The organism is Ruegeria sp. CDSA079 (genome assembly GCF_059612245.1).
Genome location: NZ_JBXWQF010000035.1, coordinates 1 through 26,772, shown reverse-complemented (window position 1 = coordinate 26,772; position 26,772 = coordinate 1). Strand labels below are relative to the sequence as shown.

Sequence of the window (26,772 nt, the reverse complement as noted above, 5' to 3'; positions counted from 1 at the left end):
ACTCGCGCTCAGTTCGGTACGCCTCTCTCTGCGCCAGCAACACGTTGTTTTTCAACAATATCAGCCCAAAGCGGACATTCGTAACAAGGCTTTGCAGCTCCTGCTTCGGACCTTAGGCCGTCAGAGATTGATGGGAGGTGTCGTCACACTGGTTAGGGTCGCCGTTGCAAGCAGGATCAGGACAACAGCCAACATCTCTATTGAAATCGACCGTCGGAGAACAATTGTCGCGCCACGCTTCTCAGCCCTGAGAGCCGGAACAAATCTCAGCTTGTTCAGCGCCGCTATACAAAGTAGGGCAGAAACGATCACGATCTTGATCAAAAGCACCAATCCATACGCCGTTCCGAACAAGGCGGCCAAGGAGCCCGAGAGCAGCCATGCGAGCGCTGCGCCTGCAACAATCAGGACGGCAACTCCATAAGCAGCGACACTGCCAAAGTGGTGCAGTAGTTCGGCCCCATTGGGAGTGAGCGCCGCTTTGCGCAAAGGCAGGAGAGCACCGACCCAAAACGCGGCAGCCAGCAAATGAAGAACCAGCAAGACAGCGAGAACCGCTGTAGGCTCTCCAAGCGAGTGTCCTACCTGGGCAAAGGAAAACGCTACGGCAAGGCTGCCCACCAAAGCGATCCACTGCCCGACTCGGGAGAGCAAGATTGCCAATATCGCGAGTTCACCAACCCCTCGCCAGATCGCGGCGGTGCCAAGCGGACTGTCCCAAACAAAACCAAGCATCATTGGGTCCGTCGCGCCCTCAAAGCCCATCCCAGATATCCGCGCTGCTCTGATGCCAAAACGTAAAGCAAGTACGGCAAAACCGACAATCGCAGCTCCGACCGCAAGTTGCCGCGCAAGGCGTAGAACAGACTCTTCAGCGCGCTTGGCAAAGAGGACCGTGAACAGGACGCCACCCATCGCTAGCAGCGCCGAGCCGTAGCCAAGTGCCTTCGCCAAAATGGCCAAGACAACAACACCGTCAATGGGTGCCAGACCGATCACTCAGCGACCGTGAAAGAGAAGCTGCCCTGCATCGGGTGACCGTCGGAAGCCATACCGCGCCAGTCGAAGCGGTAGCTTCCGGGTGCAAGGTCCTCCAAAGGCATAGCCCGGAACTCTATGGCGGGGTCCATACCCGTTTCGCGGTCAATTTCGACATCGCCATCGGGTGAGGTTAGCGTGACCGAGATGATGAGCATCGGATCATCGAACCGCATGGAAAGCTCAGGCACTTCCGTAACGGTAGCACCGTCAGCCGGTGTCGTTGCTTCGGACTTTGAATGCGCGGTCGCAAGCATTGGAGCCATTGCTACGACCAAGCCGATAAGAGTTTGTTTGATCATCTGAGTTTTCCTCTATTCGGATTGGGCATTCAACTCGTCGTGGTACTCACGAAGGTCATAGGGCCAGGTTGACTTGATAAAAGATAGGACCGTTATGATTTCGCCATCGCTCAACACACCTTCATAGACCGGCATACCGGTTGGGGGCGCATTTTCCATCAGTCCGGCCAGGCCAAATTTGGTCAGGGTGAAAAGCGTTTCATCATCGTGGTGCCACGTATGCCCTGTGGCGTCATGCGGCGGTGCTGGTAGCAAACCATCCTCGCCGCGTATCCGCCAGTTTGGCTGTCCTTCAAGGTTCTCACCGTGGCAGATAGCACATTGGTTCGCGTATATATCTTGGCCAACGGCGATAACTTCCGCGTCATCAGGTGTTAAAAGACCGACCGGTTCAAAGGCTTGGGCCAAAACGAACGCTACGGAGAAACCGGCGAGCGCAAGCCCACCGGTGACCAAGAGTGTTGTGCGCCCTAGCATCAGGTGTCGAACGGCTGCGCGGTGCCCGCGCGGTAGTATACCGTACCGGCCCCAGCCTCTCCCCCAAATGCAATGACGTCGTAACGGGCGGACGGATCGTCGCCCATACCAGGGGAGCCCATTGGCATGCCAGGAACAGCGAGCCCTGTGATGTCAGGCCGATCCTTCAATACGGCTTCCAGTGCTTCGAACGGCACATGGCCTTCAAAGACATAACCATCGGCTTCTACAGTGTGACAGGACGCGAGGTTCATCGGGATGCTCCGCGCTGACTTCTGTACCTCGGGGTCCGTCAGTTCCTCAACGGTGACGGCGTAGCCGCGTGCGCGAGCCAAGTCGGCCCATGCGTGACAACATCCGCAACCTGGTGAGCTGAGCACATGCATTGGGGTGCCTGCACGGACGGGAAGAGCGGTCGCGATGAAAGCAGTTGCAGACAGTTTGGTGAAGTGACGACGTGTGATCATGTCTGTCGGTCCTTTGATGTGAAATTTGAACGGAATGCGGGCGAGCGCCCGTTGCCATTCAGGCTTTCGGAGGACCGGTGGGAACACCCAGAGCGAGGCCCGAAAAATCGGCTCCAGCGTACGTCACACCACCCACTGAGATCATCAATGGAGCATTCGGCGAAATCCCCGCCGTGGCGACAAGATCACCAAAACAGGATGTTGAACCCATGCCGCTAGCGGTGTCGCAACAATCCGCAGCAGCTTCCTCGGCATTAGCCAACGGATCGTCGCCCGCCATTTGAGCATGATGACCAGAATGATCCGATCCATGGGTCAAGCCATGCTTCACCGACGCTGCGGATGCGCCAGAGAATGCAACAACAAGAAGTATCGACAGGACCAAGCGAAACATACCAAATACCTACTGGGGGTATGTTGTTTTGACAAGTTACGAGAATGGGGCGACGCAAACGATCCTAGTTGCACCCATTATGGATCCGCCACATCTCTGGATCATGCCCGGCTGGAACAGTGGAACATGGATCACCTGAATATCCCCGTAGGACTGAATACTGGCTGACCTGCGTATTAGTCAGCAACGGCAAGGTCAGCAGGTGGGCGTTTAACCCAAGGTGTTTCCGGTGATGAAGGTGTACGAACTTTCGACCAGATCGATGACGACATCCAACTCTACTGGTGTGGTCGGAGTATAGATCATGACAAAGCCACTCCATCCGGGACGTTGATTAGCCCAAGGGTGTCCTACGGCCCAGCCAGCCTCAATTGCCCGTCGGGCCATTGCGGGGTGCAGCGAAGCGTGCAAACTGCCATCAGGATGCATATGCGCAAACTCAAACCCACCGACGATAGAGTTCGGTTGAGACAACAACATGTCAGGATCAAGCTGAAAGCCAATCGCGCCAGGTAATGATATGCGTGTTGGGCCAAGTGTGACCCCTGGGAATTGGGCAACTCGCTCCAGCAATAGCTGGGCCAAATCGGCATTAATTTCAACACCAATCTGAGTATGCGGTACGCCGCTTGTCGTTTCGGGACGGGGCGAGGTGCGCTCCGGCAAGGAGCGCTCTTGCGCGGATGCCATCGAGCACATCAATGCCACTACCGTCACAGCAACCGCCAATGTTCTCATGTGTACATTCATCGTGTTGACCATCCGCCAATCAAAAAGATTGAGTGCTGAGCACCGTATCGGTGCCCTTGTACACTTCACTCACCCTTTAACGCTTCGATATTGATTAAGAGCTCTATCTCGTCGCTCACCGCAGGTGCAAACGCCCCAAGTCCGAATTCAGACCGCACGATGATCGCCGTCGCTGCCAGTCCCAAGGTCGGGGTGCCCTCCTTTGCACCAAACGGGTATGGCGCTGACTTGTTGAGCGTCGTTTCCAGAACAACGGGTTTGGTGATACCATTCATGGTCAGATCGCCAGAAATATTCGCGGTATTGTCCCCGGTGACTTCAATGCTGGTGGAGGCGAATGTGACCACATCACCATCGCTCGCGCCAAAAAAATCATCGGACATGAAGTGTTGCAGACGTGCATCCCAGCCCGTGATCATGGATTTTACAGGCATAGACACTGTGACAGATGACGCAGACGGATCATCTTCGTTGAACTCGATCTCGCCGCTAAAACCTGAGAACATTCCAAATGTTTCTGAGAACCCGATGTGGTTGTAGCTGAACAATACCTGACTGTGTCCAGGATCCAGCTCGTAAGTTCCACTCTCGGACAATGCGGCGGTCGCGCCCATCGATAAGAGTACCGCCAGCGGGGTTGCTGCCACTTTGAACATTGATACGCTCCCATTTTGACAAGACGTGTTCGCGGAATTGAGTATTGAGCTTTAGTTTCACCTGGCGATACTTTTAGGACAAAATGTTCTACTATGCAACAAATTGTTCTGTAGGAGGAATGATTGAAAGAAGATCCTAGGCTGATCGCCACACGACAGGCCGCGCTTGATGCTGCGCAAAAGATACTAATGGAGGAAGGCGTGCTGCACGTAACTCATGGCGCAGTTTCAAAGGCAACGGGCATTTCGCGCAGTACACTTTACAGGCACTGGCCAGATGCGCGTAGTCTGCGTGATGCAGCATTTCGGCGCATCGCAACACCGCCGAACATACCGCCCAAAACAGATGGCCCGCTACGATCTGACCTGCGCTGGTTACTCGGTGTACTGATGGGAGCCTTGAATGACACACCATGGGGCCAAATCGCGCCTCAGGTGGTCGCTGCTGCGTCCACCGACGAAGAAGCGCGGTTGGTGATCACTGAATTCATGAAGGACAGGTTCGCGAGTGTTGAAGCAGTATTTGCAGCCGCAGTAGGCCGCGGTGAGATCACCGCCGACGTTCCGGTTGACCAACTCATAGAACTAGCAGTCGCTGCCCCCTATTTCCGCAAGCTCATACGTCACGAGATACTGGACGAAGATTGGTTGGATCAACATGTTGATCTGCTTTGCAATATCGCGAAAACCAATTCGTGGCAGTGACCATCGCCTTACTTTGCAATCAAAGCGACCAAGAAGCATAATAATTTCCAAAATTTCATTGGGGCAATGTTCGCTGCGTGACATCAGCACGTCGCATGGTCAAAACTGTCTGACGTCAGCACCAACCGGACAGATTTTGGGGTTTGAGCAACGGAGGATTTCTGTGGCCTTCTCAGGCGCATTGGCGGTCGCGAACGCGCTGGAGACAGACCCGTCGCACTTGTCTTAGTTTATTCACCTAGAGGCTTGGCGGAGATGTCAATCGTAGCAGTGACCGTGGTCGCGCTGTTGCGTTCGTCGGTGAGCATCATATTTTCAGAGTTTTGGCAGCGCTTGTTCTCATGGCGGCTTTCACCAAGCCTTCCCGACTTAGCAAGTAAAAATGACTGAAAATGAATGATGACGACACGGTAAATTAATATGTTTGCAATCTAGCAATAGTGAAAGTTCAATTCGCATTGTGATGTTTAAGAGAGGTTTATGAGTTTGCCATCAGCGTCTCTTTGGGTTGGCGAAATCCAGGTTTCAGCAGATACTTCGTCCGAGGAAACGAGTTGAGTGAGCCGGCCTGATGGATTTTGGCCTTATCTGCCGCGCAGAGTTGGCCCTTCGTATTTGCCGCTAGTCAGGTAACGTCAGGTTGGGAGTATGATATGGAACTACCAACACTGACTTACGAAATGATAGCCGTACTGAGTCTATTGTCTTTTACAGTCTTACTTTTTGTTACCGAGATTATACGGATCGATGTTTCAGCAATTCTTGTAATGGTACTGCTGGGCGCACTGAGCTATCTACCGGGGCTGGGTAATCTTGCCGATGTCTCCAGGCTCTTTGAAGGTTTCTCCTCCAACGCTGTAATGTCCATTATTGCGGTGATGGTAATTGGGGCTGGGCTTGATAAGACTGGACTTATGTCAAAGGTCGCGGCCTTGATCCTCAAGAATGGTGGCACGACAGAGGCCCGGATCATCCCAATCATATCAACAACGGTTGGTGTCATTAGCTCCTTCATGCAGAATGTAGGAGCTGCTGCGCTTTTTCTGCCTGTTGTGAGCCGCATCTCGGCACGTACGGAAATCCCGATGAGTAGGTTGCTGATGCCCATGGGGTTTTGCGCGATCCTGGGTGGTACTATCACATTGGTCGGGTCATCACCCCTGATCCTGTTGAATGACCTGATTGTTTCAGCAAACTCATCCCTTCCGGCTGACCAACAAATGGAGACATTTGGGTTGTTTTCAGTCACGCCTATCGGTGTGATGCTGGTGCTGACAGGAGTGCTTTACTTTGTGCTCTTTGGTCGTTGGGTCCTCCCAGCGCAGCGGGAGCGTGGAGCAGACGCAAGCTCAGCCCGGTCTATGCAGACCTATGTCGAAAACACCTATGGGCTTAGGGCCGATATGTTCGAGATACGTGTTCCTGAAGGATCGATCATCATTGGGCAAACGCTCGCGGATCTAATGGTCGCCCACAACATGTACATTCTTGGCACATCTTACCGCGGCCACAAGGTCATCGCGCCGATGGCGGATACCAAGATCGAAGCCCCTGCGCGGCTCGCAGTGCTTGGCCTGCGTCGGGTGGTTGAGCATCAGTTTGCTGAGCCTTACGGATTAGAGATCCTACCCCAACTAGATGTCTTTGCGGATGATTTCGCCGCGACCCAATCGGGGGTGGCCGAGGTTGTTATTCCTCCCGGTTCTTCAGTGATCGGCCAGACTCCGATTGATTTGCGTCTCCGTCAGACACATGGTTTGTCTCTTTTGGCCATTCAGCGCGGAGAAGAAACACTGAGCCACGTTGAAACCGAGGATCATTCAGCCACGCATATCGGGCAAGTCCCTTTGCAGGCCGGTGATACGTGTGTGGTTCACGTGCAGTGGGACCGTCTGACACGACTGAAGTCGGACAGGGATTTTGTCGTCGTAACTTCGGATTTTCCCCAGGAAGAGTTACGGCCACACAAGGTCGGATGGGCGCTCGCTTTCTTCCTAATAGCGTTGAGCTTAATTCTATTCTCTGATCTGCGCTTGTCATTGTGCCTGTTGATCGGCGCTATTGGGATGGTGTTGAGCCGGGTGCTCTCGATTGACGAAGCCTACGAGTCGATAAGTTGGAGTACTGTTTTTCTACTCGCTTCACTAATCCCGCTAGGTCAGGCGGTTCAGAACACTGGCACTGCGGATTGGATTGCAGCGCATGTGTTGGCCCTTCTGAAGGGGTGGCCGATCTGGTCGTTGCAAGCAGGAATCGCCGTTTTGGCAACGGCGTTCACGCTGGTCATGTCGAACGTAGGTGCAACTGTTCTGCTGGTGCCGCTGGCGGTTTCTATCGCCATATCGGCGGGTGGTAACCCGGCTGTATTTGCTCTCACCGTGGCAATTTCAACGTCCAACTCATTTTTGATCCCAACACACCAAGTGAACGCGTTGATCATGGGCCCAGCAGGCTACCGGGTGGTCGATTTCGTTCGCTCGGGCGGAATCATGACCTTACTTTTCTTGGTTGTTTCAATGACCGGACTTATGCTTTTCTTCTGAGCCGAATCTTGGCGATCCGTACTGAAAAACTCATAAGAAAAGGTTTTTGAAACCAAAATCTTTGTTAGAACAGCAGATTCAAAATGCCTGCATAAAGGGTCTTCGCTGCCAGCGAGCGAAGAAGTGTGTCGAACTTATGGAAACCTGACGTCGACATACGCTGGTACTGGACCGTTTTTGTTTTATCGATCACTGTTGCTTGGCCAATACCGTCGGCATATTGGAGAGTTCACAATGAAGTTCCTTCGAACACCTGACCATCGGTTTGACGGGTTGCCAGATTTCGCATTCGGCCCGAATTATCTTGATGTGGATGATACCGAAGGCGGTCGTCTCCGAATGCACTATTTGGACGAGGGACCGGAACAGGCACCGCCCGTATTGTTGATGCATGGAGAGCCAACCTGGTGCTTCCTGTATCGGCACATGATTCCGTTATTCAAAGATGCTGGCCATCGAGTTCTGGCTCCTGATTTGATTGGATTTGGACGGTCGGACAAGCCAACCGAGCGGTTCGATTACACCTACCAACGCCATGTAGACTGGATGTCCGAGTGGTTGCGGAAAGTTGACCTAATGGGCATCACATTGGTTTGCCAGGACTGGGGCGGTCTAATAGGCTTGCGGCTGGTCGCGAGTATGCCCGAGCGTTTCTCTCGTGTTGTTGTGGCGAACACGGCCTTGCCCACCGGTGACGTGCCCTTGGGTGAAGCATTTCTTTCATGGCGGGAATATTCACAATCCGTACCTGATTTTAATTCGGGCCGTATTGTATTCGGCGGTACAACATCGAAGATTTCCGATGAAGAGGTCGCAGCCTATAACGCACCGTTTCCGGATGCGCGCTATCTGACAGGCGCTCGAGAGTTTCCAGTGTTGGTGCCCGACACACCTGATAATCCAGCTTCTGAACCCAACCGAGCCGCATGGGAAACCCTCAAGACCCTAAACACCCCGTTTCTGACCGTTTTTGGAGAAGATGACAGGGTCATGGCGGGGGTAGACAAACTGTTCCAAAAGTCGATCCCTGGGACAGTTGGTCAAAACCATACCGTTTTGCCTAAAGCGGGGCATTTCATTCAAGAAGATGCTGGCACAGAGCTGGCACAGGCGACATTGAAATTCATTGAGCAAACACAGCTGCTGTCAGATTAGTGACTTCCCCTGTGGCCTTAACTCACACCAAATTTGCGACGCAAATGCTCAGCTAAGGCCGTTATGCGACGTGGTTGGGCTCGGCTCGGCGGAAACATCATTTGCAAAGGTTTCGACGGTGGGAGGAAGTCACGCAAGACAGAAACAAGTCTGCCAGATCGAACATCGTCGCCAACATCCAGATCCGACTTCAAGACGACCCCATGGCCTGCAATCGCCCAATCGCGGATGAGTGAACCATCATTGACTATTCGATTTCCCTTTACCGATACGCGCTGGGCATTTGGTCCTGATCCAAACTCCCAAACGTTGTCGATCATGTCGCCAAACCTCATCACCAAGCAGTTGTGGTTTAATAGATCTTCTGGTTTTTCAGGCGTTCCGAATGAGGCCAGGTAACTTGGGGATGCACATACGAAACGTTGGTAGCTTCCTAGATTTCGCAACCTGAGCGAGCTGTCCGTAATGTTGCCGAAGCGAACGGCGAGGTCGAAACCTTGGCCTACAAGGTCGACATAGCCGTCTGAGAGGGACAGTTCGACTGAGACGGCAGGGTTCTCTTCGGTGAATTCGGCAATAACCTCGGAAACAATGCTCCGTCCCAAGTCAATCGGCGCGCTTATGCGAATTGGGCCAGACAGAGTTTCGGCGCCGTGCCGAACAAGTGTATCTAGGTCCGCAACCTCACTGAGTACGTTTCTTGCACCGTCAGCTAGTACTCGTCCTTCTTCGGTCAGGCTAATGGAACGGGTGGTGCGGTTGAACAAAACCACACCGTAATGTGCCTCCAGAGTCGCGAGCCGTTCGGACACTGTCGTACTCGACATCCCTGTCTCGCGCGCCGCGGCCACAAGACTGCCTTTCTCGGCTATGGTCAGAAACAAGCGAAGATTATCTAAAAGCATTAAACGGAATTTCCGGATTATATGTTCGATTACGCCCTGTTTATCCCGAAAGTACAGCGGCGTAAATCTAGCGCATCGCTCAAGAACACAAGGGATCTATTCCAATGGCCAAGCTGACAATCCTCGCCAACATCAAAGCCTACCCCGACAAGATCGACCTCGTAAAGGGTGAGCTGATCAAGCTCATCGACATAACCCGTGCCGAAAAGGGTTGCATCAACTACGACCTGCACCAGGACAACGACAACCCGGCCCATTTCGTATTCTACGAAAACTGGGAAAGCCGGGAGCTTTGGCAAACCCACATGGGTGCTCAGCACCTTGCGGCTTACTTGGAAGCAACAGAGGGTGCCGTTGCAGAATTCACGTTGAATGAAATGACAGTCATCGGTTGATACAGAACCGAACAAAGGAGCACGTTATGAAAGCCGTGGGATACCGTGAGACAGGGTCGATTGATCGGGCGGACGCCTTAATCGACTTCGAGGCCGACAAACCGACGCCGAAGGGGCATGACTTGTTGGTGAAAGTGCAGGCCGTTTCAGTGAACCCGGTCGATACGAAAATTCGGCAAAAACGTGCTCCTGTAGGTCCCGCACCTGATATTCTGGGGTGGGACGCAGTAGGGATCGTCGAAGCAGTTGGCGAAACGGTTGAGACTTTCCGTCCGGGAGATGCAGTTTGGTATGCCGGGGCAGTAAACCGACCGGGAACCAATGCCGAGTTTCATCTGGTGGATGAACGTATTGTCGGATCAGCGCCAAAATCCATACCGGCGAAAGCAGCTGCGGCGATGCCGCTAACGACGCTTACTGCCTTTGAGATGCTGTTCGACCGCTTGCGAGTTCAAGATGCCGTTTCCGGCGGGACCAATACGTTGCTGGTTATCGGTGGCGCAGGCGGTGTCGGGTCAATCACCATTCAATTGGCACGGGCCCTCACTGAATTGACAGTGATGGCAACGGCGTCCCGACCCGAGACACAAGACTGGGTTCGAGAGCTTGGCGCACACCATGTCATCAACCATGCGGAACCTTTGGGAACGCAACTCGGGGCTCTCGGTATCGAAAGCGTGGATTTCATCTATTCAACGAACCATTCCCAGCTTTATGCGTCTCAAGCTGGAGAGGTGATGACACCCCAAGGTCGCTTCGGGTTGATTGATGATCCTGAAACCTTCGACATCGCGCCGTTCAAACCCAAATCGATCTCATTGCATTGGGAGTTCATGTACACTCGGTCGCTTTTTGGGACTGGAGATATGAACCGTCAAAGCGAAATCCTGAATCAGGTCGCCAGGTTGATAGATGACGGAAAGATCAGATCCACGGCGACCGATACACTTGGTAGGATCAATGCTACAAACTTAAAGAAAGCGCATGCTATCCTTGAAAGCGGCAAGGCCAAAGGAAAGCTCGTGCTTGAGGGTTTTTAGATGAGAATTGAGCGGCTAGATCATGTGAATATCGTGACGACTAGGTTGCCTGAGATGGTTACTTGGTATAAAGAGGTCTTGGGTTTAAAACTCGGGGCCCGCCCTGATTTTCCGTTTCCCGGAGCTTGGTTGTATGCGGGTGATCACGCCGTGGTTCACCTTGTGGGTCACGAAGGAACGCCTAATGTCGGCTCCGAAGTGAAGCTCAAGCTCGAGCATTTTGCGCTTTCAGCCACGGGTTTGAGCGCATTCGAGGAAAAACTGATCTCGAGGCAGATTCAGTATCGCAAAACTGACGTCACGGGCGCCCGAATGGTCCAAATCCATGTGGCCGATCCTGATGGGAATCATATTCATATAGACTTCGAAGAAACCGAGTAAGTGTCCAACTCTATAAATAGTCGGAGCGCAAATTTAAGCTGTTAAACTCTTGGCGATTAGTGGTCGAGATCCTTGCCGGGTTGCTTCCAAGAATTACGCGGACCAACATTTATGGACGGTACAAACGTAGATTTGGAGATCAGCATGCCGGACCTCGAAACAAACAAGAAAAACGTCATCGCTTTTTACGAAATGATGTTCAACGCGTGTCGACCAGCCGAGGCCATCGCAACCTTTGTTGGGGAAACCTATACGCAGCACAACCCGCATGTTGGCGACGGTAAGCAAGCTTTTGTCGAGTACTTCGAGCGCATGGCCGCCGAATACCCGGGAAAGCGCGTGGACATCAAACGTGCGTTTGCTGAAGACGATCACGTTATTCTGCATTGCCATCAAATCTGGCCCGATGGTCTCGAGTACGCAGGGATCGATATTTTTCGCCTGGATGTCGATGGGAAGGTTGTCGAGCACTGGGACGTTCTTCAGGAGGTTCCGGCAAACAGCGAGAATGAGAACGGCATGTTTTGACTCAACCGTTCTGACAGCGGTGCATGGAACTTCGAAAGGTCCTGTCGGCTAAACCACGATAGTCAAAGGGCATAAGTCTGATCCAAGAAACCCGCCGTAGCGTATCTATCAAAAACCCATTGGGAAGGAGAAAAATATGCTCCCGAAGAGTATTCTTGCGGCGACCCTTGGATTATTTGCAGCTACTTCGCTTCAAGCTGGTGTACAAATTCGCTTTATAGAAGGCGCACCCAAAGACCGTTTTGTTCTGACAAACGTCGGAGCTTGCGAAGTCGAAGCCTCGACCGTCAAAATTGACTTGTCGCAATCTGCCGGGCGCCTGATTTTCGACGTTACCGAAAAGGGCGCGGGTGCAGAGGTCTTCCAACCTCTCGAATTCGTTGAGGGTGCGGATGCTCTGCGGCAAATTCCAACTGTCGTAGACGGGCAAGATACAATTGAACTTCAGATCGCCTCCCTAGCAGCCGGGGACAAACTCGCCTTTACCATCGATGTAGATGACACTATCGGGCAACGCGAAATCACCGTAACAGGGTCGGAGATCGAAGGCGCCACGGTGTCTTATTCCGATGCGGATAAAACCAGTACTGCAACCTTCTCTTCCGAAGCGCTTGTCAACGTGACGACCAAGGATTGCTGAAAGCAGTACCGCAATGTCGAATTTGTTGATCCGCATAGCATTTCTTGCGCTCATGTTGGGAGGCGGCATCCTGATCGGGACACTGACCGCACCTGGCGATTGGTATGCGCAGCTTTCTAAGCCTGCTTTCAATCCACCAAATTGGGTATTTGGCCCGGTCTGGACGGTGCTTTATGTGTTGATCGCCATGGCGGGTTGGCGGCAGTTCGAAGCAGACCGAAGCTCGACTGCCATGAAGCTGTGGTGGGCACAGATGGGTCTGAACTTTTTGTGGTCCCCAACCTTTTTCGTACTGCAACTGCCGTGGTTTGCTCTTGTAGTCATTGTCGCGTTGCTGATCGTGATCGTCATGTTCATCGCTCGAGGCAGGAACTCGGATCGGGTCTCCGCACTGGCCTTCTTGCCTTACTTTGTATGGGTCGCATTTGCCGCGGCGCTGAACCTTTCCATTGCAATACTGAACTAAGAAGGAACAATATGCGTGCCAAATTTATTGGGCTTGTTTCAGGTCTTGTTATCATCGGATCTACAATGGCTCAGGCTGATGAAAATCTTGCTGAGGACTTCTCCAAGTCTGCGGAGACACGTTGGAACTACGTTGCCGACACTGTCATGGGCGGAGTTTCTTCAGGGCAGGTGCAATTTAGTTCGGAAGGTAATGTTGCATTCGCGCGGCTGACCGGAACCGTCAGTAAAGAAAACAACGGCGGTTTCATCCAATTCCGACGCAAGTTGCCTGATCGGCCAGATGCGAGTGTATCGGGCGTCAGGCTGTTAGTACGGGGAAATGGCGAGCAATACTTTGTTCACCTCAGGACACGTGGCACTGTGCTTCCGTGGCAATACTATCAGGCCGAGTTCCCAACTTCTGACAAATGGACCGAAGTCTCTTTACCTCTGTCAGGCTTCAAGGCTTCAGGTGCCATGTTGCGCGCTATTCCCGTTGCTGACGAAATCACCTCAGTTGGGGTCGTGGCGTACGGTCGCGATCACGAGGCCCGCGTTGATGTCAGCGAGATTAGTTTCTACTGAAGGTCTCCCTAGAGAGGGCCGCTATCTTCAAATAGGTCTGCTTGACACTGTTTGAGATCGAATTCTCCCAATGCCTGAATGCGGATGTGCTGTTTCTTCATTCTAGATGCTGAACCTGTCTTTTCGGAGCGAACATTAAGAGTGTGCTGCTTTCTGAAGAGACAACTCGTCTGGCAGTCTTAAGTTAAAAATACTTAATCAAAGCAAAGTACTTTCGGCAAAAAACAACTCCCACATGACGCTTATCAAAAGGAGTGAGTATCATGAAGAGGATTGCAGCTTTGGGCCTTGTTGCCCTGACACTATCATTTGTTGGCACCGGTGCGTTTGCGGAGTGCTACTTTGGGAACGATGCGGTAACCGGGATGGACACGATCATCTGTGAGACAGAGAGTGGCTTTTCCAGCTGGGGCACAATGATCGCTGAAGCTTGAGCGTTTCGGGGCGCAACACCAAACTTTCCGTGAGTTAGGGTAAATCAGATCGAACTCTGCAATTGGTAAAACCAAAGCCGAGGAACACGCAGCGCCGGGAGTGGGGACTCGACAGACTCTTCGATAATTGTTGCGCGACACGGAACTTCGGGTTTCGCCGCGATTCAAGAAGTTGCTCCAGTTCTTCACCTTGGTTTGCATCGCCGGAAATTTCAAACTCACGCAACATTGCGCCAATTCTTGGCGTTCTCCGGCTCTCTGGCCAGGCAATGTGTTGGCCTCTATTGTTAGGAGTTCAATCGCTCTTTGTATTGACCCGTCACGTCACTGCCCCACCTTTATAACTCAGTTTTGGGAGCATCCTGAGTGTTTGTGTGTGAGGACCACTGCCTTATCCCTTTTTGCTATGTCTACCCCGGTCATGGCACTGCAGCTTCGCGAAACAGGGCGTTATGAGCTCAATCAACCCGCAAGTCTGGACTACGATCCGACGTTTTGTGGGTTGTGGATTGCGAATGAGGGGCCCGAGGCCATTCTCGTTACATTGCAAGGTGATGAGTTGCGCCGCATATCTAGCGATCTCTTCCGTATCAAGGCAATTGCTATCGAAGGGGATCACTTGTTGGTAGGCGACGGTCTTGGCAGCCTCCAACGTGTCACGAAGGACGGAGTCTCTTTAGGTGCACCCTTCAAACTTGAAGGTGGATTTGCGGATACCGAAGGGATCGCGATCAATGCCAATGGGCAGATCGTGACCGTAGAAGATGATCCGGAACGGTTGTCCTGGTTCACTTCAGAGGGTGCATTGACGGCGAGGTTGGATACCATGAAGCTGTCTCCCCCCTTAAGCGAGGCACAGGGCATCGCGATTGACCCACGCACCGGTCACATGTTGATTGTTGATGACTGGGAAGGGTCAAACAGCCTGTATGAGTTCTCGGTAGATGGTCAATTGCTCGCTCGGCAAAGTCTGTTGCAATTCGGAACTGACCCGGAAGGTATCGCTATTAGGCCGGGATCTAACCAACTGTTCGTGGCGTTCGACAGCGGCGCGAAGATTGTGACATTTGACTACACGCCCACCTTGCCTGAAGGATCGCCGCCGCTGCCTCCGGGCGCGGATTGCATGATGTTCTAAGAATTTGGCTTCACATTCTGGCTAACACCAGTTTTTGCCTAGTCCCGTTCGCTGTCCAAAGCTTCGCGTATGAGCGTCAGATTCGGCAGCGAATTGTGAAATGGATCGAACCCGAGTTCGGACAAAACTGGAGCCAGGGATTCCGACATCCGCTCCATACAAGCTTTCAAAAACTCCGCGCCTTTCGGTGTAGATCGAGCAATTTTCGAACGCTTGTCATTGGGGTTGGCTTCAAGGGTAATCAGAGCATGATTTTCAAGACTGGAGAGCGTGTGCGTCATCGACGTCTTGGGCACTTGAAAAGCGTTCGATAGCTGTAGTGGAGTTTCCCCCTCGGGACGCCGGACCAGGTGTCCCAATATGCCAAATTGGGTTGCGGTCATTCTACCAGGTAAGAACGCTTCAAGCTTGGCCGAGATCAGCTGATTGATGATCCCGACCTCGGTGAAGAACCGGTAGACTTCGTTGGTCTCATCTTCAGGCTTCATTCAGAATTCGTGTCTCCAGCGGCCAGCGGGGTGTGGCGATTGGCTCGGGTCCATACCCTAAACGCAGCAACATTTGCACCGTATGGCCCGATGACGCAAGAAGCTCATGCGCCAGAGTGTATTCATCGGCCATCTCAGGATATTCCTGAAGGGCCTGACTGATCGGATGAACGCCTAGTCCCATTTCGGTTGTCTTCAGGTAAAAACGCATCAACTGACGCCCGGCATCGAGTTGATCGCTTCGCGTATTTGTGGCTGTCGTGAGGACTGCGTATTGTGGCGTCGCGTCTAGCATGGCGAAGTAGCCTCGCATGTGTGACTGAGTGCCTGGGTGGTCAACATTCATCAGGGTCTCATTGTCCAATAGGCCGGTAAGTCGCAGTGTTTCCAGCATGGGATCACGTAATTCAATCCCGTCCGGGTTGGCGTTTATTTCTGCTTTCCCGATCCGCATCAGGTCGACGGATTCTTTCAGCGTCTGCGGTGTTCGCATTTCGATTTCAAAAGCGCGTTTCGTAAGGTCTCGAACACGTGCCACTAGATCCTCATCGGAAATCAGAGTGGCATAGTTTTCAAGGACCGACGATTCCGCCTTGGACAGCCGCTGTTCAGTGTACGGTTCTTTGTTGGAATGCCGTTTGAGGATTTGATCTGATAGTGGATCGGGTGCCCCTCCAGGTAGGAACACTGCTTCTGCAATAGGTCCGTCATCCCCATCTGGCAGTAACTTAACCTCGGTATCAAACCCGAGCGCACCTGCCGCAAGGACCATAGTCTCAACAAATGCGCCGAGGCCAATATAGAGCTGGCGGTGGTAAGGATCGGTTTCAGGAAGCTCGCGATCAGGATCACGGTAGATGCGCACCTTGTCTTGCCCAACCAACTCGACCAGCCAAGGTTGCAAGTTGTGTGGATTGGGGGCGAGAATTGCGTAGGACAAAGCGGCTTTGCGTGGGTCGTCATACGGTTTTGGCGTCCACGGAGCCAGCGCGTCATGCGGCGTGTGTGTAGCGAGAAACCCAACCGCACCCGTTGCCGCCAAAATCGTGCCTCCACCTAGAACTTTTAGAAAACGTCTTCTGTTTGGCATTTTGACTCTCCAGTAGTACGATATCGAACTAAATAATACGAAATCGTACTACTTCACCCCCAGTCGATGCGGTGATTGGATGAGTGACTTGAAAAAAAGTAAATCAGAGCAGCCGGACGCAACTGTGGACTGCCGTGGGAGGCAAGTATATGGAGCGCCTTTAATGCCGAAAATAGGCAGCTATTTTAGGCGATTAACGACCGGACACGAGAAGATCAGAGGCTGGTGAGCCGATGCTTTTCGAGTATCCCGCAAAGCATAGCCTGTGCTTGCAGCCTGTGTTCTCGATGACGTTCACGGGCGACATCCGGTCGACTTTCACTAATCGCTTGGAAAACAACCCGGTGATCTTCATTGGATTTGACGGGCAGGGGCCTGATGAACAACGTCGTTGCGCGCGCGCGACGTACCTGGTCGCTCATCATGGCGACAATCGCTTCGACTCGTTTGTTGCCGCCCAACCGAACGAGCTCCTGGTGAAACAACTCGTCGGCCTCGGCCCAGGCTTCTAGGTCTTCGGCTTCGATGGCTTGGTCCATCTTTGCAATTGATCCAGCAAGGACCGCCAGTTCATCTTCTGAATAACCCGCTTCGGCAGCGCGCTGTGCTGCGAGACTCTCGAGTTCCGTCAGGATGTCGTAGATTTCACGCATATCATCTGATGAAACAGGCAGTATCCGCACGCCCTTGCGGGGCCGCATTTCCAGCAACCCCTTACTTTCCAACATCAGCGCAGCTTCCCGTATCGGGGTGCGGGACATGCCAAGGGTCTCGGCGAGTTCCGATTCCAGATGGTCAGTTCCGGCCGCAAGTTCGCCGGACAGGATCATCTGTCGCAAATCCCTAACAGCGCGTTGCGTATTGGAAAGAGTTTTTGCGTCCTGATCCTTCACAGCGTCTCCAGGTTGATCTTTCGTCCCTCCGCAGCCGAGAGATAGATGCTTTCTTCGATGCGGATCACGTCCAAATAGTCTCGAGCCGTGTTCTCCAACGGCGTGCCTCTTAGAAGGCCTGAAACGACGTGACTTTGCAAGGCGTGGACGCAGTCTCCTCCAAATCCATCATGATCGCTTGGAGGTAGAATCTGCTGGCGCTCCTGTTTTCCAAAAAAACGGAGTTCAACTGAACCGTCGCCGTTAAGAACCAGTGATCCTTCCGATCCTTCGATGAGCGCTTCGCCCATGGTCTGACGCAGGTTTTCGGCGCTGTGGTCAAGGCATCTGTTGCCATCGAACAGAGCTTTCAAACCGTTGGGGTGGTCAAACAGGATGTAACCTGCGTCCTCGCCCGCGATAACGGGGTTAACTTGGCGCAAGTCCGCATAAACTGCGCTGGGCGCATCGAATAGAAACCGGAACGTGTCTACCCAGTGAACCGCTGTTTCATGAACCAGAAAACGTGGCATGTCCTGAAAGTACGGCTGCCGGTCAAGGTAGGCTCGTGGTCCCTGTCCGTCGCCCGGTCGAAGCCGGAAAGTCGCTTGTAGAGGTGTTCCAATTCGACCCTCGGTCATCGCCACCTTGATCGCACGATACCAGGGCTGAAAGCGAAAATTTTCATGCACGACAATAGTTGCGCCTACCGCCTCAGCCTCGGAGACGATCTTCTCTGCTTCATCCAGCGACAGGCAAAATGGCTTTTGGCAGATCAACCACTTGATACCAAACCGCAGTGCCGTTCGGATGGCGTCGACCTGCGCCACAGGTGGAAGGATGATGTCCACGAGATCTGGTTCTTCCGCCTCCAACATTCTTGACAGATCATCGTAAGCGGCCAGTGCTGTTTCTTTCGCCTTGCTGATATCACGGTTGCAGGATGCAATCGGAACCGCTCCGGGCATTCGGGACCAGCTTTCGTAGTGGAACCTACTGAAGTACCCCGCACCCACACACGCGACTCTGACGGTTTGGTGAGTATTCATGCCAAAAGTGCTTCCAATACCGATGAGGCTGCGTCCTGCGTTCCGGCGGTGCCACCTAGGTCGCGCGTCAGGTTCTGTCCGTTCGCAGTCACCTTTTCCACGGCTTCACGCAATCGTTCACCGTCGTTGGACAGGCCTGTGTGATCATGGATCAACCCCAACCATTCAAGCATCATTGCTGCGGACAGGATCATCGCAAAGGGATTGGCAATGCCTTGTCCAGCAATGTCCGGAGCGGAGCCGTGGCAGGGTTGGAATACAGCATGGTCTAACCCAATATCAGCTGAAGGCGCCAGTCCTAGACCACCCATGAGACCCGCACCAAGGTCAGAGAGGATGTCTCCGAACATATTCTCAGTCACCAAGACATCAAATTCCCAAGGCTTCTGGACCATCCATAGAGCGGTGGCATCAACATAGGCATGGTCTGCCTGCAATTCGGGATGGTGTGCAGCTTCTGCATCAAACATCGATCTGAAGAACGCAAAGGCGCGGAATACATTGGCTTTGTCGACACATGTAACTCGACCCCGGCCGCGCCCGGTTCTTTTGCGGTTCTGGGCGAGTTCAAACGCGAAACGGAACAGTTTTTCGGACACCTCACGAGTGATCAGCAGAGTTTCACGTGCTTCGTGTTCGGTAACTTCGCCAGCGCCTTGGGTGAAGAACAGCCCTTCTGTGCTTTCGCGTATCAAGACAAAGTCGATCTCTTTTCCGGGGGGCAGCGCCAAGGGGGTCATTTGTTCGCTGCTTACTTTTACAGGACGCACACCAGCGAAGAGTCCCAGTTTCTTTCGCAGATCGATCTGCGGTGAAATCTCGGTTCCGTCAGGGTATCGAACATCCGGCAAGCCCATTGCAGACAGCAGAATTGCGTCCGCATTGCGTGCGGTTTCGAGTGATCCAGCCGGAAACGATTCTCCAGTTTTGGCGTAGTGGCCTGCGCCTGCCGGCGCGTCTGCAAACGCCAGCTTGTAGCTGGGATTGTTGCCCGAGAGCTGGCGCAGGATTTCAATCGTAGGGGCCATAATTTCCGGGCCGATCCCGTCCCCGTGGAACACCGCAACTTCGTACATCTTTTCCATCTTGGCCCGCTTCCTTCCCGTTTCGCATTCATAGCGCGATAGCAGCTTTCACTACAGTCCGTTGACAATGCATTCTTTAATGTATACGCAAATAAATGCAACAATAAACGCGAAGTTGTTTTGGGAGGACTTGGAAATGAAACTAAAGCTAGGGCGGTTGGCGGCCGCAGCCGTGGTGGCGACCGGGATTGCCGGGGCAGCTGCTGCGCAGGATTACCCCTATCGTGACATCACCACAGCTGTGGTCTGGGGGGCCGGTGGCGGCACGGACACGATCAACCGAATGATCATGGCCGAGATGGAAAAACACCTTCCGGTCTCGATCAATGTGATCAATCAAACAGGTGGTGTCGCAGGCTCCAACGGCATGGTTTACGTGATGAACCAACCAGACGATGGCTATACATTGGTTGGTTTGTCAGAGTCTAACGTCACCGCTGCTGTGCAGGGTGGTTGGGATAAGAAATTTGATTTTTGGTATCCGTTCATTGTTGGTGGATCACCTGATCTGATCTCGGTCCCGGCGGACAGCCCTTACAATACGCTGGAAGAACTGGTCGACGCTGCGAAAGCTGCTCCTGGCACTATTCCTGCGGCGGCTTCCGGCGCAGGTTCGATCCACCACTTGAATCTTCTGGCAATCGAAAAAGGGTCCGGTGCAGAATTCAAGTTTGTTCCATACAAAGGCTCAGCGCCCGGGCAGGAAGCAGCGATAGCGGGTGAAGTTGCGTTGGTTGTGACGTCACTGGCTGAACAGGCTCCGTTGATTGAAGGCGGTCAACTTAAACCGCTCGCGATGTTGACGCCCGAAGATGCGCAGATTGCAGGGGTAACAGTGCCTTCTGCCTTTGGCATCTATGACGGTCTCGATCAGTATTTGCCGCTCAAACAGGCCATCGGGTTTGCAGTTCACAGTTCAGCCGGGGACGATGTAAAGGCCGCGCTTGGTGATGCCTTCGAGCAAGCTATTGCCTCCGACACCGTCGCCGAATGGGCCTCTGCAAACAATTATGATGTCGGTGGTCAACACGGTGAAGAAGCTCAAGAACTGTTTGCGAACCTCGAGGCTACTTTCGCCTATACCTTGCAGGACCTTGGAGCTGCCACCGTCGATCCGGCCTCGCTGGGTATCGAGAAGCCCTAATCCGATCAATTTTGAAAGGGCGCACTTGATTGCGCCCTTTCCCTCAGGAGGCAGGCAATGGACAAACCTGACGAAACACTGGTCATGCGGACGCGCGACTTTTGGGCAGCAATAGTGCTTATAACAGTGTCCGTCTTTCTTCTTTGGAAGACGTCGGACATTCCACTTTGGGGTGAAAACCGCGCAGGTGTAAGTGGGTCGGATTGGTACAACTCGGCTGCAATTGTACCCCTGTTCATCTTCGGTGGATTGCTTAGCTTGTCCTTCGTTTTGCTGGCAATTTCGATCCGCTCTGGTGGGGCCCAAAACGCGCTCAGGGCTTTGGGGATCGGATGGGATAAGTCGGAAGCCTTTCGAGCTTCAACAATAGGCCTAATCCTTCTTGCATATGTAGTCGGGTTGGTTCCAAGAGTGGACTTCATTCTGTGTTCTGGGTTGCTGATTACAGCGCTGACTTACGGCTACTACGGCGACCATGCTCGGCGTGCTTTGGTTGCTTGTATCGCAGTTGTCTCTGCCGGGCTTTTTGCGTTTGCTGTTTTTCCCGCGCAGTCGGACTGGAACGCACACAGTGATGATTGGTTTACACTGGCCTTATGGGTCTCGCTCACACTTGTGGTGTTGAGCAAGGCGGTTTCCGAACGCGTTTTGCGGTTCGTTCCGTTGGTGGCAATACTTGCCCCGCTCATCCTCGTTTGTGCGATGGCCTTTGTTTTCCGACAGAACGTACCCGCGCGCGGCGGGCTGATCTTCAAGCAAATCGAATACCACTACTACGTGACGCTTCGTCCGCTATGGAAAGATTGACCGGATGGACTTTATCCTTTCGCAACTGGCTGGATTTGGGACAGCATTCGTGGGCCTGGCAGTAGACCCGCTGACCTATCTGTATTTGATCGCATCCGTGTTCTTGGGAATCACGTTCGGCGCATTGCCCGGCCTGACCGCAACGCTGGCAGTGACGATCCTGACGGGTTTCTTCGGCAACAAGATCCCATTGGACTATTCGCTCATCGCTTTGCTCGGGGCCTATGTCGGCGCGATTTACGGTGGCTCTTATCCGTCAATCCTGCTGAACATTCCGGGCACGGCGGCCAGTGCGGCGACGGCCATGGATGGATACCCTCTGGCCAAAGCGGGTCGAGGGGGCGAAGCACTAGGGCTGACCACAACGGCCAGTTTCATTGGTACAGTTATCGGGACCATCACGCTTTTGATCTTTGTCTGGGCGCTGCTTTTGGTTTCAAAGAACATCGCAAGCCCAGAGAAAGCACTACTGGCCCTGTTCGGCATTCTGCTTTCTGGCACTTTGATGAGCGAAGACCTAGTGATTAAGGGATGGATCGCCGGTCTGATCGGGCTTGCGATGTCCATGGTGGGGCTTGACCCTCTGTTGTCTGAGCCGCGCTATACCTTCGGCTGGTCTTACTTGATGAGCGGGTTTCAGGTCGTGCCGGTTTTGATGGGGGCCTTTGCCATTCCCCAAATCATCGACGGTTTAAGGCATGTTGAGGCTGGGAAAGTTCTGGCTCTGAAAGGCCGTATTCTTCCAAACCTTCGCTCTATTCGACGTTACTTGCCGACCATTGGCCGTTCAGGAGTGATCGGGACCGGGGTAGGAGCGCTTCCTGGCGTCGGCGAAGATGTCGCCGGTTGGGTCAGCTACGGTGTCGGCAAGACCGTATCTGCCGAGGGCGACAAGTTTGGAAAAGGGTCATTGGAAGGTCTGCTGTGTTCTGAAACAGCAAACAACGCTTGTATTGGTGGCGCGCTAATCCCGCTTTTAGTGTTGGGCATTCCCGGTTCACCACCCGCCGCCGCCTTGATGGGGGCCTTCAAAATCAACAACGTGATCCCAGGCCCGACGATAGACCCCGAGATAATTCTGCGCGTGGTTGCAATCCTTGTGCTGGCCTCACTGACAATGTTCCTGATGGGGCTTTTTACGGCTCAGGTTTTTATCAAGATACTTGCGATCCCGCAGACCATCTTCTTGCCGGTTGTGATGGTTCTGACAACAATTGGTTCCTTCAGCGTCGGTGGTGGCATCAATGATCTTTACCTGATGCTTGGCGTCGGCGCCGTTGCCTATTTCATGAACCTCATGAAGTACCCAATCGCCCCGTTGGTTATCGGGGTTATTCTGGGAAGCCTGTTTGACGAAACCTTCCGCCGGTCACTGTTCCTGTCGGATGGGGATCTTTCGGTGTTCTTTTCACGGCCCGGTGCGGCCATTCTGATGGTGCTCAACATTGGTCTGATCCTCAGCCAACTGCCCGTCGCAAAGCGCGCATTCTCACGTCTTAAAGGACTTTCTGTCTGATGTTTGTTGTCACTGTCACCTTTACTCTCAAACTCGGTAAGAGAGACACCTTTTTGCCGCTGATGGTCGAAAACGCTTCAACCTCTTTGCGTGAAGAACCCGGATGCCAGCAGTTTGACGTTTGTCTCGGCGACAATCCCGAGACAGTTTTTCTCTATGAGCTTTATGATGATAGCGTAGCGTTCTCCGCCCACTTGGAAAGCGCGCATTTCAAATCCTTCGATGAGGCTGTGGCTGATTTGATCTCCACCAAGGTAGTTCACCAGTACTCCGAGGTCATCCGATGAACGATTGGGAAATCCACGCCGTGAAATACGCGGATCGAAATGCCCGCACTCGACGCGACAGCTTCATCTTGGATGACAATCACGACGCACCTCATGCGATGGACTATTTCGTATGGGTATTGAAGCGCGGCAACGAAGTCATTCTGGTCGATACCGGCTACGACTCCGATGAGGCAGCCGCCCGTGGTCGTCCCATTGCGATGGACCCACACGAGGCTCTGCGTCCCTTGGACATCACGCTGGAAGAGGTGACAGATATCATCGTGACCCATCTTCACTATGACCACGCAGGGGGGCTGCATATGTTCCCAAACGCTAAATTGCATATGCAATCGGCGGAAATGGCCTTCGCCACAGGTCCCTGCATGTGCCACGACCACCTACGTGCGCCTTTCACGGCGGGCCATATTTGCGAGGCCGTAAAGCGCCTCTATTCAGGCAAGGTCGTGTTCTACGACGGAGATGCCGAGATAGCAGATGGGGTCACCGTGCACTGTATCGGTGGGCATTCGCGTGGGTTGCAATGTGTTCGTGTAAGAACAGCAGCCGGGTGGATGGTTCTGGCCTCAGATGCCTCGCATTACTATGAGAATTTCATGGCGCGAAAAGCTTTTCCCATCGTCGTCGATTTGCAGGACATGATGGATGGTTTCGAGACACTCGAGAGGTTGGCCTCGCATCCTCGACTTATCGTGCCCGGTCATGATCCACTTGTGCGCGAGATTTTTCCAGTCGGTGCAGCGCCGCATATCTATAGGCTAGACCCTGGGCCGACGAGGGACATCGAACTATGCTAATCGGTGTCATAGCGGACGATTTTACTGGTGCGAGTGATATTGCGAACACCTTGGCAAAGGGCATGGAGCCAGAAGGTGGGTTACGAACCGCGCAGTTTCCGGGTGTTCCTAATATCCCGGTCGACGAAGAGATCGAAGCGGGTGTTATCTCACTCAAAAGCCGCACTGCTCCGGTTGAGGAAGCCATTGCAGGCAGTCTGAGTGCCTTGCGGTGGCTCGCGGACCAAGGATGCCAGCAGTTCATCTTTAAGTATTGTTCGACCTTCGATTCCACGACGGAAGGAAATATCGGCCCCGTTGCGGAAGCACTGGCCCAAGAATTGGGTGCGCAAAAGGTGGTTTTCTGCCCGGCTTTTCCGACAACGGGACGCACGGTCTATCACGGTCATCTATTTGTGCTCGGTAAGCTTTTGCACGAGTCCGGGATGGAAAATCACCCTCTTACTCCGATGACGGATGCTAACATCAAGCGATGGTTGCAGTATCAGACCCAAGAAGCGGTCGGGTTGGTGTCAATTGACGCCGTGGAGCAAGGATCAGAGGCGATTGCTGATGCTTTGCAGAAGACCGGCGAACGATTTGTAATTGGCGATGCGATTTCGGATGAAGATTTGTTGGCCTGGGGCGAAGCTCTAAAGGATGCCAAGCTCATTACTGGGGGATCGGGTATAGCACTGGGGCTACCAAGAAACTTCCTGAGAGAGACTTCATCCAAAAGTGCTGGCACTGTGTTCACTGGTATCGCAGGGCCTGCCGCGATCCTTGCGGGTTCTTGTTCAGGTGCGACCCGCAGGCAGATTGATGTTCATGCGGAATCCCATCCGACTTTCGCAATTGATGTTCCGGGCGTCATGTTCGGGGATGTGACCACGCAAACGCTTCTGGACTTCTTTGAAGCGCATTCGGGTCAGGCGCCGCTCGCGTATTCATCGGGGAGCCCGGATGATGTGCGTGCGATCCAAGGTCAGTTTGGTCAGGAAGCCGTAGCGGAAAAGCTGGACAATCTCTTCGCAGATACCGCGCGAGAACTTGTCCAAAAGGGCTACAAGCGGTTGGTTGTAGCTGGAGGTGAGACGTCGGGAGCTGTTGCCAAAGCCGTCTCTGAGGCACTGGGGTCACCGGCCATGTCAATTGGGCCAGAGATCGACCCGGGCGTGCCAGTCCTGAGCGTTGGGAAATCTGAACCCATCGCGCTGGCTTTGAAGTCTGGAAACTTTGGTGCTCCAGATTTCTTCTCGAAAGCATTGAGAATGATGGAGGCAGGCAAATGAGTTCTGAAGAACAGGCACTGCGCCGGCAGATGTCCGAGTTGTGCGCCTCGCTGTTTGCGCGTGGCTTTTCCGTTGGCACTGCGGGCAATGTCTCTGCGCGTTTACATGACGGGATTCTCATGACGCCAACGAATTCTACCTTGGGCGATATCAATCCCGAGTACATCGCCAAGATTGATTTGGATGGCAACCATGTCTCCGGAGACAAGCCGACCAAGGAGGTCTTTCTGCACCAAGCCTTCTATGAGACGCGGCCGGAAGCTGGTGCAGTGGTGCATCTGCATTCGACCTGGGCGACTGCACTGTCGTGTCTGGAAGACACCGATCCCAATGACTGTATTCCACCGCTGACGCCGTATGTGGTCATGCGCGTTGGCACGGTCAAACTGGTTCCATACGTAAAGCCGGGCGACCCGAAGTCCGGTGATTTGATCCGCGTACTGGGTGGCAAATATAGTGCGGTTCTGTTGGCCAACCACGGTCCCGTCGTATCAGGAAAAGACCTCTTCTCAGCGGTTTGCGCGGCGGAAGAGTTGGAGGAAACGGCCAAGCTACTAGTGGCTTTGCGCGGCCTGCCAACCCGCCTTTTGGATGCTGAAAAAGTCGCAGAACTCAAAGAGACTTACGGAAGGATGTAATCGGACACCGATAGGGGGAGTCTGCAAACTTTTGGGCAAATCGTGCAAAATTATGAGCAAATACCACGCAAAGTTAGGGGCAAGAACATCTGAATTTAATGATTGAAATCAATAGCAAAAGCGCAGCGTTATGCGCGTCCCTACACTGTGTGTAGGGACGCGCATAAAACTTCGCGCACCCCATAAGTTTGCGTAGTTTGCCCATAGTTTTGCGCTGCGCGATTGTCTGCCCTAGCGGTGAATTCAATCAGTTTTTGGCGTAGTCGTTGCGGTTATGGTCCTTTGCGTTGCTCAATCACGCAAAGGGCCTCCTTAAGGAACCTTGGGTTCCTTACGGTCTTTTTGATTGGATTCTCGCGAAGGTCTGCGACGCGCAGAAAGCGGACTTTGCAAAGTCGAGAATAAAGGCCCGTTGTGGACGTTCCATCGCTGTCCTGGGATTTCTTGGTATCGGTCGGGTGGCCGTTGTTACAGTATGTTTAGAAGCATCGAATACCCAGCGTTCAAAACAAGAGCCGCAAGTGTCCCTGTTATCGTCGCCGGTATACCCTGCTTCCAAGTATCGAACATTAGATGGCAGAATATCGCTCCGACAGATGTGCAGAGCAACGCAAGTGCTCCTAGCGGCCCGATCCACGACGATTGAAACCAGATGGCAATTGCCCCGAAAAGTTCCCCGCATCCGACGAGGAACATGATCTGCCTGTTGAGGCCGTAGCTTTCGAACATGCCCAACTGGATTTCAAAG

Annotated in this window: 33 protein-coding genes; 19 read left to right on the top strand and 14 right to left on the bottom strand. The window is 53.2% G+C overall.

The genetic code is table 11. The annotated features are described in order from the left end of the window. Positions 1-120: 120 nt before the first annotated feature. The 7 genes from AC2FJZ_RS21540 to AC2FJZ_RS21510 all read right to left on the bottom strand — a co-directional run bounded on the left by AC2FJZ_RS21540 (position 121) and on the right by AC2FJZ_RS21510 (position 4,084). On the bottom strand, positions 121-999 hold the full coding sequence (locus AC2FJZ_RS21540) for a CopD family protein (protein WP_496674273.1): 879 nt from the start codon (positions 997-999) through the stop codon (positions 121-123). Further along, a complete protein-coding gene (locus AC2FJZ_RS21535; RefSeq protein ID WP_496780231.1) occupies positions 996-1,340 on the bottom strand; it encodes a copper resistance CopC family protein in 345 nt (114 codons plus the stop codon). Before AC2FJZ_RS21535 ends, AC2FJZ_RS21540 begins: the two co-directional genes overlap by 4 nt. Before the next feature lie 12 nt (positions 1,341-1,352). Then, positions 1,353-1,796, bottom strand: a complete 444-nt coding sequence (locus tag AC2FJZ_RS21530; protein ID WP_496780229.1) for a c-type cytochrome — start codon at positions 1,794-1,796, stop codon at positions 1,353-1,355. Between the two features lie 20 nt (positions 1,797-1,816). Further along, a complete protein-coding gene (locus AC2FJZ_RS21525) occupies positions 1,817-2,284 on the bottom strand; it encodes a DUF411 domain-containing protein (protein ID WP_496674278.1) in 468 nt (155 codons plus the stop codon). Between the two features lie 58 nt (positions 2,285-2,342). Further along, positions 2,343-2,678 (bottom strand): hypothetical protein, encoded by a 336-nt coding sequence (locus tag AC2FJZ_RS21520; RefSeq protein WP_496674281.1) that lies wholly within the window; start codon positions 2,676-2,678, stop codon positions 2,343-2,345. Positions 2,679-2,888: 210 nt separating this feature from the next. After that, positions 2,889-3,416: a luciferase domain-containing protein gene (locus tag AC2FJZ_RS21515; protein WP_496780227.1), complete on the bottom strand. Its 528-nt coding sequence runs from the start codon at positions 3,414-3,416 to the stop codon at positions 2,889-2,891. Positions 3,417-3,493: 77 nt separating this feature from the next. After that, entirely contained in the window at positions 3,494-4,084 is a 591-nt protein-coding gene (locus AC2FJZ_RS21510) for a YceI family protein (protein WP_496780225.1), read from the bottom strand. A 123-nt stretch (positions 4,085-4,207) separates the two neighbouring features. Here AC2FJZ_RS21510 and AC2FJZ_RS21505 point away from each other — a divergent pair, with 123 nt between their 5' ends. The 3 genes from AC2FJZ_RS21505 to AC2FJZ_RS21495 all read left to right on the top strand — a co-directional run bounded on the left by AC2FJZ_RS21505 (position 4,208) and on the right by AC2FJZ_RS21495 (position 8,487). Then, on the top strand, positions 4,208-4,789 hold the full coding sequence (locus AC2FJZ_RS21505) for a TetR/AcrR family transcriptional regulator (RefSeq protein ID WP_496780223.1): 582 nt from the start codon (positions 4,208-4,210) through the stop codon (positions 4,787-4,789). A gap of 653 nt (positions 4,790-5,442) precedes the next feature. Beyond that, complete coding sequence (locus AC2FJZ_RS21500) at positions 5,443-7,332, top strand: SLC13 family permease (RefSeq protein ID WP_496780222.1); 1,890 nt, start codon at positions 5,443-5,445, stop codon at positions 7,330-7,332. A gap of 234 nt (positions 7,333-7,566) precedes the next feature. Next, positions 7,567-8,487, top strand: coding sequence for a haloalkane dehalogenase (locus tag AC2FJZ_RS21495; RefSeq protein ID WP_496780221.1), 921 nt, complete (start codon positions 7,567-7,569; stop codon positions 8,485-8,487). Between the two features lie 17 nt (positions 8,488-8,504). Here AC2FJZ_RS21495 and AC2FJZ_RS21490 read toward each other — a convergent pair whose 3' ends face one another. After that, the gene (locus AC2FJZ_RS21490) at positions 8,505-9,392 is read right to left on the bottom strand and encodes a LysR family transcriptional regulator (RefSeq protein ID WP_496780219.1); all 888 of its coding nucleotides are present in this window, start codon (positions 9,390-9,392) and stop codon (positions 8,505-8,507) included. 104 nt (positions 9,393-9,496) lie between these two features. On the opposite strand from AC2FJZ_RS21490, the gene AC2FJZ_RS21485 reads away from it, so the two are divergent. From AC2FJZ_RS21485 to AC2FJZ_RS21445, 9 genes are all read left to right on the top strand, one after another. Then, positions 9,497-9,787 (top strand): putative quinol monooxygenase, encoded by a 291-nt coding sequence (locus tag AC2FJZ_RS21485; RefSeq protein ID WP_496674299.1) that lies wholly within the window; start codon positions 9,497-9,499, stop codon positions 9,785-9,787. Positions 9,788-9,813: 26 nt separating this feature from the next. Then, on the top strand, positions 9,814-10,827 hold the full coding sequence (locus tag AC2FJZ_RS21480) for a zinc-binding alcohol dehydrogenase family protein (protein WP_496780217.1): 1,014 nt from the start codon (positions 9,814-9,816) through the stop codon (positions 10,825-10,827). After that, positions 10,828-11,208: a VOC family protein gene (locus tag AC2FJZ_RS21475; RefSeq protein ID WP_496674304.1), complete on the top strand. Its 381-nt coding sequence runs from the start codon at positions 10,828-10,830 to the stop codon at positions 11,206-11,208. A 144-nt stretch (positions 11,209-11,352) separates the two neighbouring features. Then, a complete protein-coding gene (locus AC2FJZ_RS21470) occupies positions 11,353-11,736 on the top strand; it encodes a nuclear transport factor 2 family protein (protein WP_480746735.1) in 384 nt (127 codons plus the stop codon). A gap of 136 nt (positions 11,737-11,872) precedes the next feature. Then, positions 11,873-12,376 (top strand): aggregation factor core, encoded by a 504-nt coding sequence (locus AC2FJZ_RS21465; RefSeq protein WP_496674534.1) that lies wholly within the window; start codon positions 11,873-11,875, stop codon positions 12,374-12,376. A gap of 13 nt (positions 12,377-12,389) precedes the next feature. Then, entirely contained in the window at positions 12,390-12,842 is a 453-nt protein-coding gene (locus AC2FJZ_RS21460; protein ID WP_496674537.1) for a TspO/MBR family protein, read from the top strand. Between the two features lie 11 nt (positions 12,843-12,853). Beyond that, positions 12,854-13,408: a CIA30 family protein gene (locus tag AC2FJZ_RS21455; protein ID WP_496780215.1), complete on the top strand. Its 555-nt coding sequence runs from the start codon at positions 12,854-12,856 to the stop codon at positions 13,406-13,408. A gap of 263 nt (positions 13,409-13,671) precedes the next feature. Then, complete coding sequence (locus tag AC2FJZ_RS21450) at positions 13,672-13,842, top strand: hypothetical protein (RefSeq protein WP_496674542.1); 171 nt, start codon at positions 13,672-13,674, stop codon at positions 13,840-13,842. 130 nt (positions 13,843-13,972) lie between these two features. Continuing rightward, positions 13,973-14,980: a hypothetical protein gene (locus tag AC2FJZ_RS21445; RefSeq protein WP_496780213.1), complete on the top strand. Its 1,008-nt coding sequence runs from the start codon at positions 13,973-13,975 to the stop codon at positions 14,978-14,980. A 38-nt stretch (positions 14,981-15,018) separates the two neighbouring features. On the opposite strand, the gene AC2FJZ_RS21440 is transcribed toward AC2FJZ_RS21445, so the two are convergent. From AC2FJZ_RS21440 to AC2FJZ_RS21420, 5 genes are all read right to left on the bottom strand, one after another. Further along, on the bottom strand, positions 15,019-15,468 hold the full coding sequence (locus AC2FJZ_RS21440) for a MarR family winged helix-turn-helix transcriptional regulator (RefSeq protein WP_496780211.1): 450 nt from the start codon (positions 15,466-15,468) through the stop codon (positions 15,019-15,021). Then, positions 15,458-16,558, bottom strand: coding sequence for an Acg family FMN-binding oxidoreductase (locus AC2FJZ_RS21435; RefSeq protein WP_496780209.1), 1,101 nt, complete (start codon positions 16,556-16,558; stop codon positions 15,458-15,460). Before AC2FJZ_RS21435 ends, AC2FJZ_RS21440 begins: the two co-directional genes overlap by 11 nt. Positions 16,559-16,773: 215 nt before the next feature. Next, a complete protein-coding gene (locus AC2FJZ_RS21430; protein ID WP_143534918.1) occupies positions 16,774-17,451 on the bottom strand; it encodes a GntR family transcriptional regulator in 678 nt (225 codons plus the stop codon). After that, the gene (locus AC2FJZ_RS21425) at positions 17,448-18,479 is read right to left on the bottom strand and encodes a Gfo/Idh/MocA family protein (RefSeq protein ID WP_496780206.1); all 1,032 of its coding nucleotides are present in this window, start codon (positions 18,477-18,479) and stop codon (positions 17,448-17,450) included. The genes AC2FJZ_RS21430 and AC2FJZ_RS21425 overlap by 4 nt, the downstream gene beginning before the upstream one ends. Next, the gene (locus AC2FJZ_RS21420; RefSeq protein WP_496780204.1) at positions 18,476-19,564 is read right to left on the bottom strand and encodes an isocitrate/isopropylmalate dehydrogenase family protein; all 1,089 of its coding nucleotides are present in this window, start codon (positions 19,562-19,564) and stop codon (positions 18,476-18,478) included. The genes AC2FJZ_RS21425 and AC2FJZ_RS21420 overlap by 4 nt, the downstream gene beginning before the upstream one ends. Before the next feature lie 136 nt (positions 19,565-19,700). On the opposite strand from AC2FJZ_RS21420, the gene AC2FJZ_RS21415 reads away from it, so the two are divergent. Genes AC2FJZ_RS21415 through otnC form a run of 7 tightly spaced genes read left to right on the top strand, consistent with a single transcriptional unit; the run spans position 19,701 to position 26,024 of the window. Next, positions 19,701-20,708: a Bug family tripartite tricarboxylate transporter substrate binding protein gene (locus AC2FJZ_RS21415; RefSeq protein ID WP_496780202.1), complete on the top strand. Its 1,008-nt coding sequence runs from the start codon at positions 19,701-19,703 to the stop codon at positions 20,706-20,708. 57 nt (positions 20,709-20,765) lie between these two features. After that, positions 20,766-21,515 (top strand): hypothetical protein, encoded by a 750-nt coding sequence (locus AC2FJZ_RS21410; protein WP_496780200.1) that lies wholly within the window; start codon positions 20,766-20,768, stop codon positions 21,513-21,515. A 4-nt stretch (positions 21,516-21,519) separates the two neighbouring features. Continuing rightward, positions 21,520-23,031 carry a tripartite tricarboxylate transporter permease gene (locus AC2FJZ_RS21405; RefSeq protein ID WP_496780198.1) on the top strand — a complete coding sequence of 504 codons (1,512 nt, stop codon included), beginning with the start codon at positions 21,520-21,522 and terminating at the stop codon, positions 23,029-23,031. Beyond that, entirely contained in the window at positions 23,031-23,318 is a 288-nt protein-coding gene (locus AC2FJZ_RS21400; protein ID WP_496780196.1) for a putative quinol monooxygenase, read from the top strand. Before AC2FJZ_RS21405 ends, AC2FJZ_RS21400 begins: the two co-directional genes overlap by 1 nt. Next, complete coding sequence (locus AC2FJZ_RS21395) at positions 23,315-24,115, top strand: N-acyl homoserine lactonase family protein (RefSeq protein ID WP_496780194.1); 801 nt, start codon at positions 23,315-23,317, stop codon at positions 24,113-24,115. The genes AC2FJZ_RS21400 and AC2FJZ_RS21395 overlap by 4 nt, the downstream gene beginning before the upstream one ends. Then, on the top strand, positions 24,109-25,386 hold the full coding sequence (gene otnK / locus AC2FJZ_RS21390) for a 3-oxo-tetronate kinase (RefSeq protein ID WP_496780192.1): 1,278 nt from the start codon (positions 24,109-24,111) through the stop codon (positions 25,384-25,386). Before AC2FJZ_RS21395 ends, otnK begins: the two co-directional genes overlap by 7 nt. Then, the gene (gene otnC / locus AC2FJZ_RS21385) at positions 25,383-26,024 is read left to right on the top strand and encodes a 3-oxo-tetronate 4-phosphate decarboxylase (protein ID WP_496780191.1); all 642 of its coding nucleotides are present in this window, start codon (positions 25,383-25,385) and stop codon (positions 26,022-26,024) included. The genes otnK and otnC overlap by 4 nt, the downstream gene beginning before the upstream one ends. A gap of 468 nt (positions 26,025-26,492) precedes the next feature. On the opposite strand, the gene AC2FJZ_RS21380 is transcribed toward otnC, so the two are convergent. Next, positions 26,493-26,772: DoxX family protein (locus AC2FJZ_RS21380; protein ID WP_496780189.1), on the bottom strand; the 280-nt coding region annotated here is incomplete at its 5' end.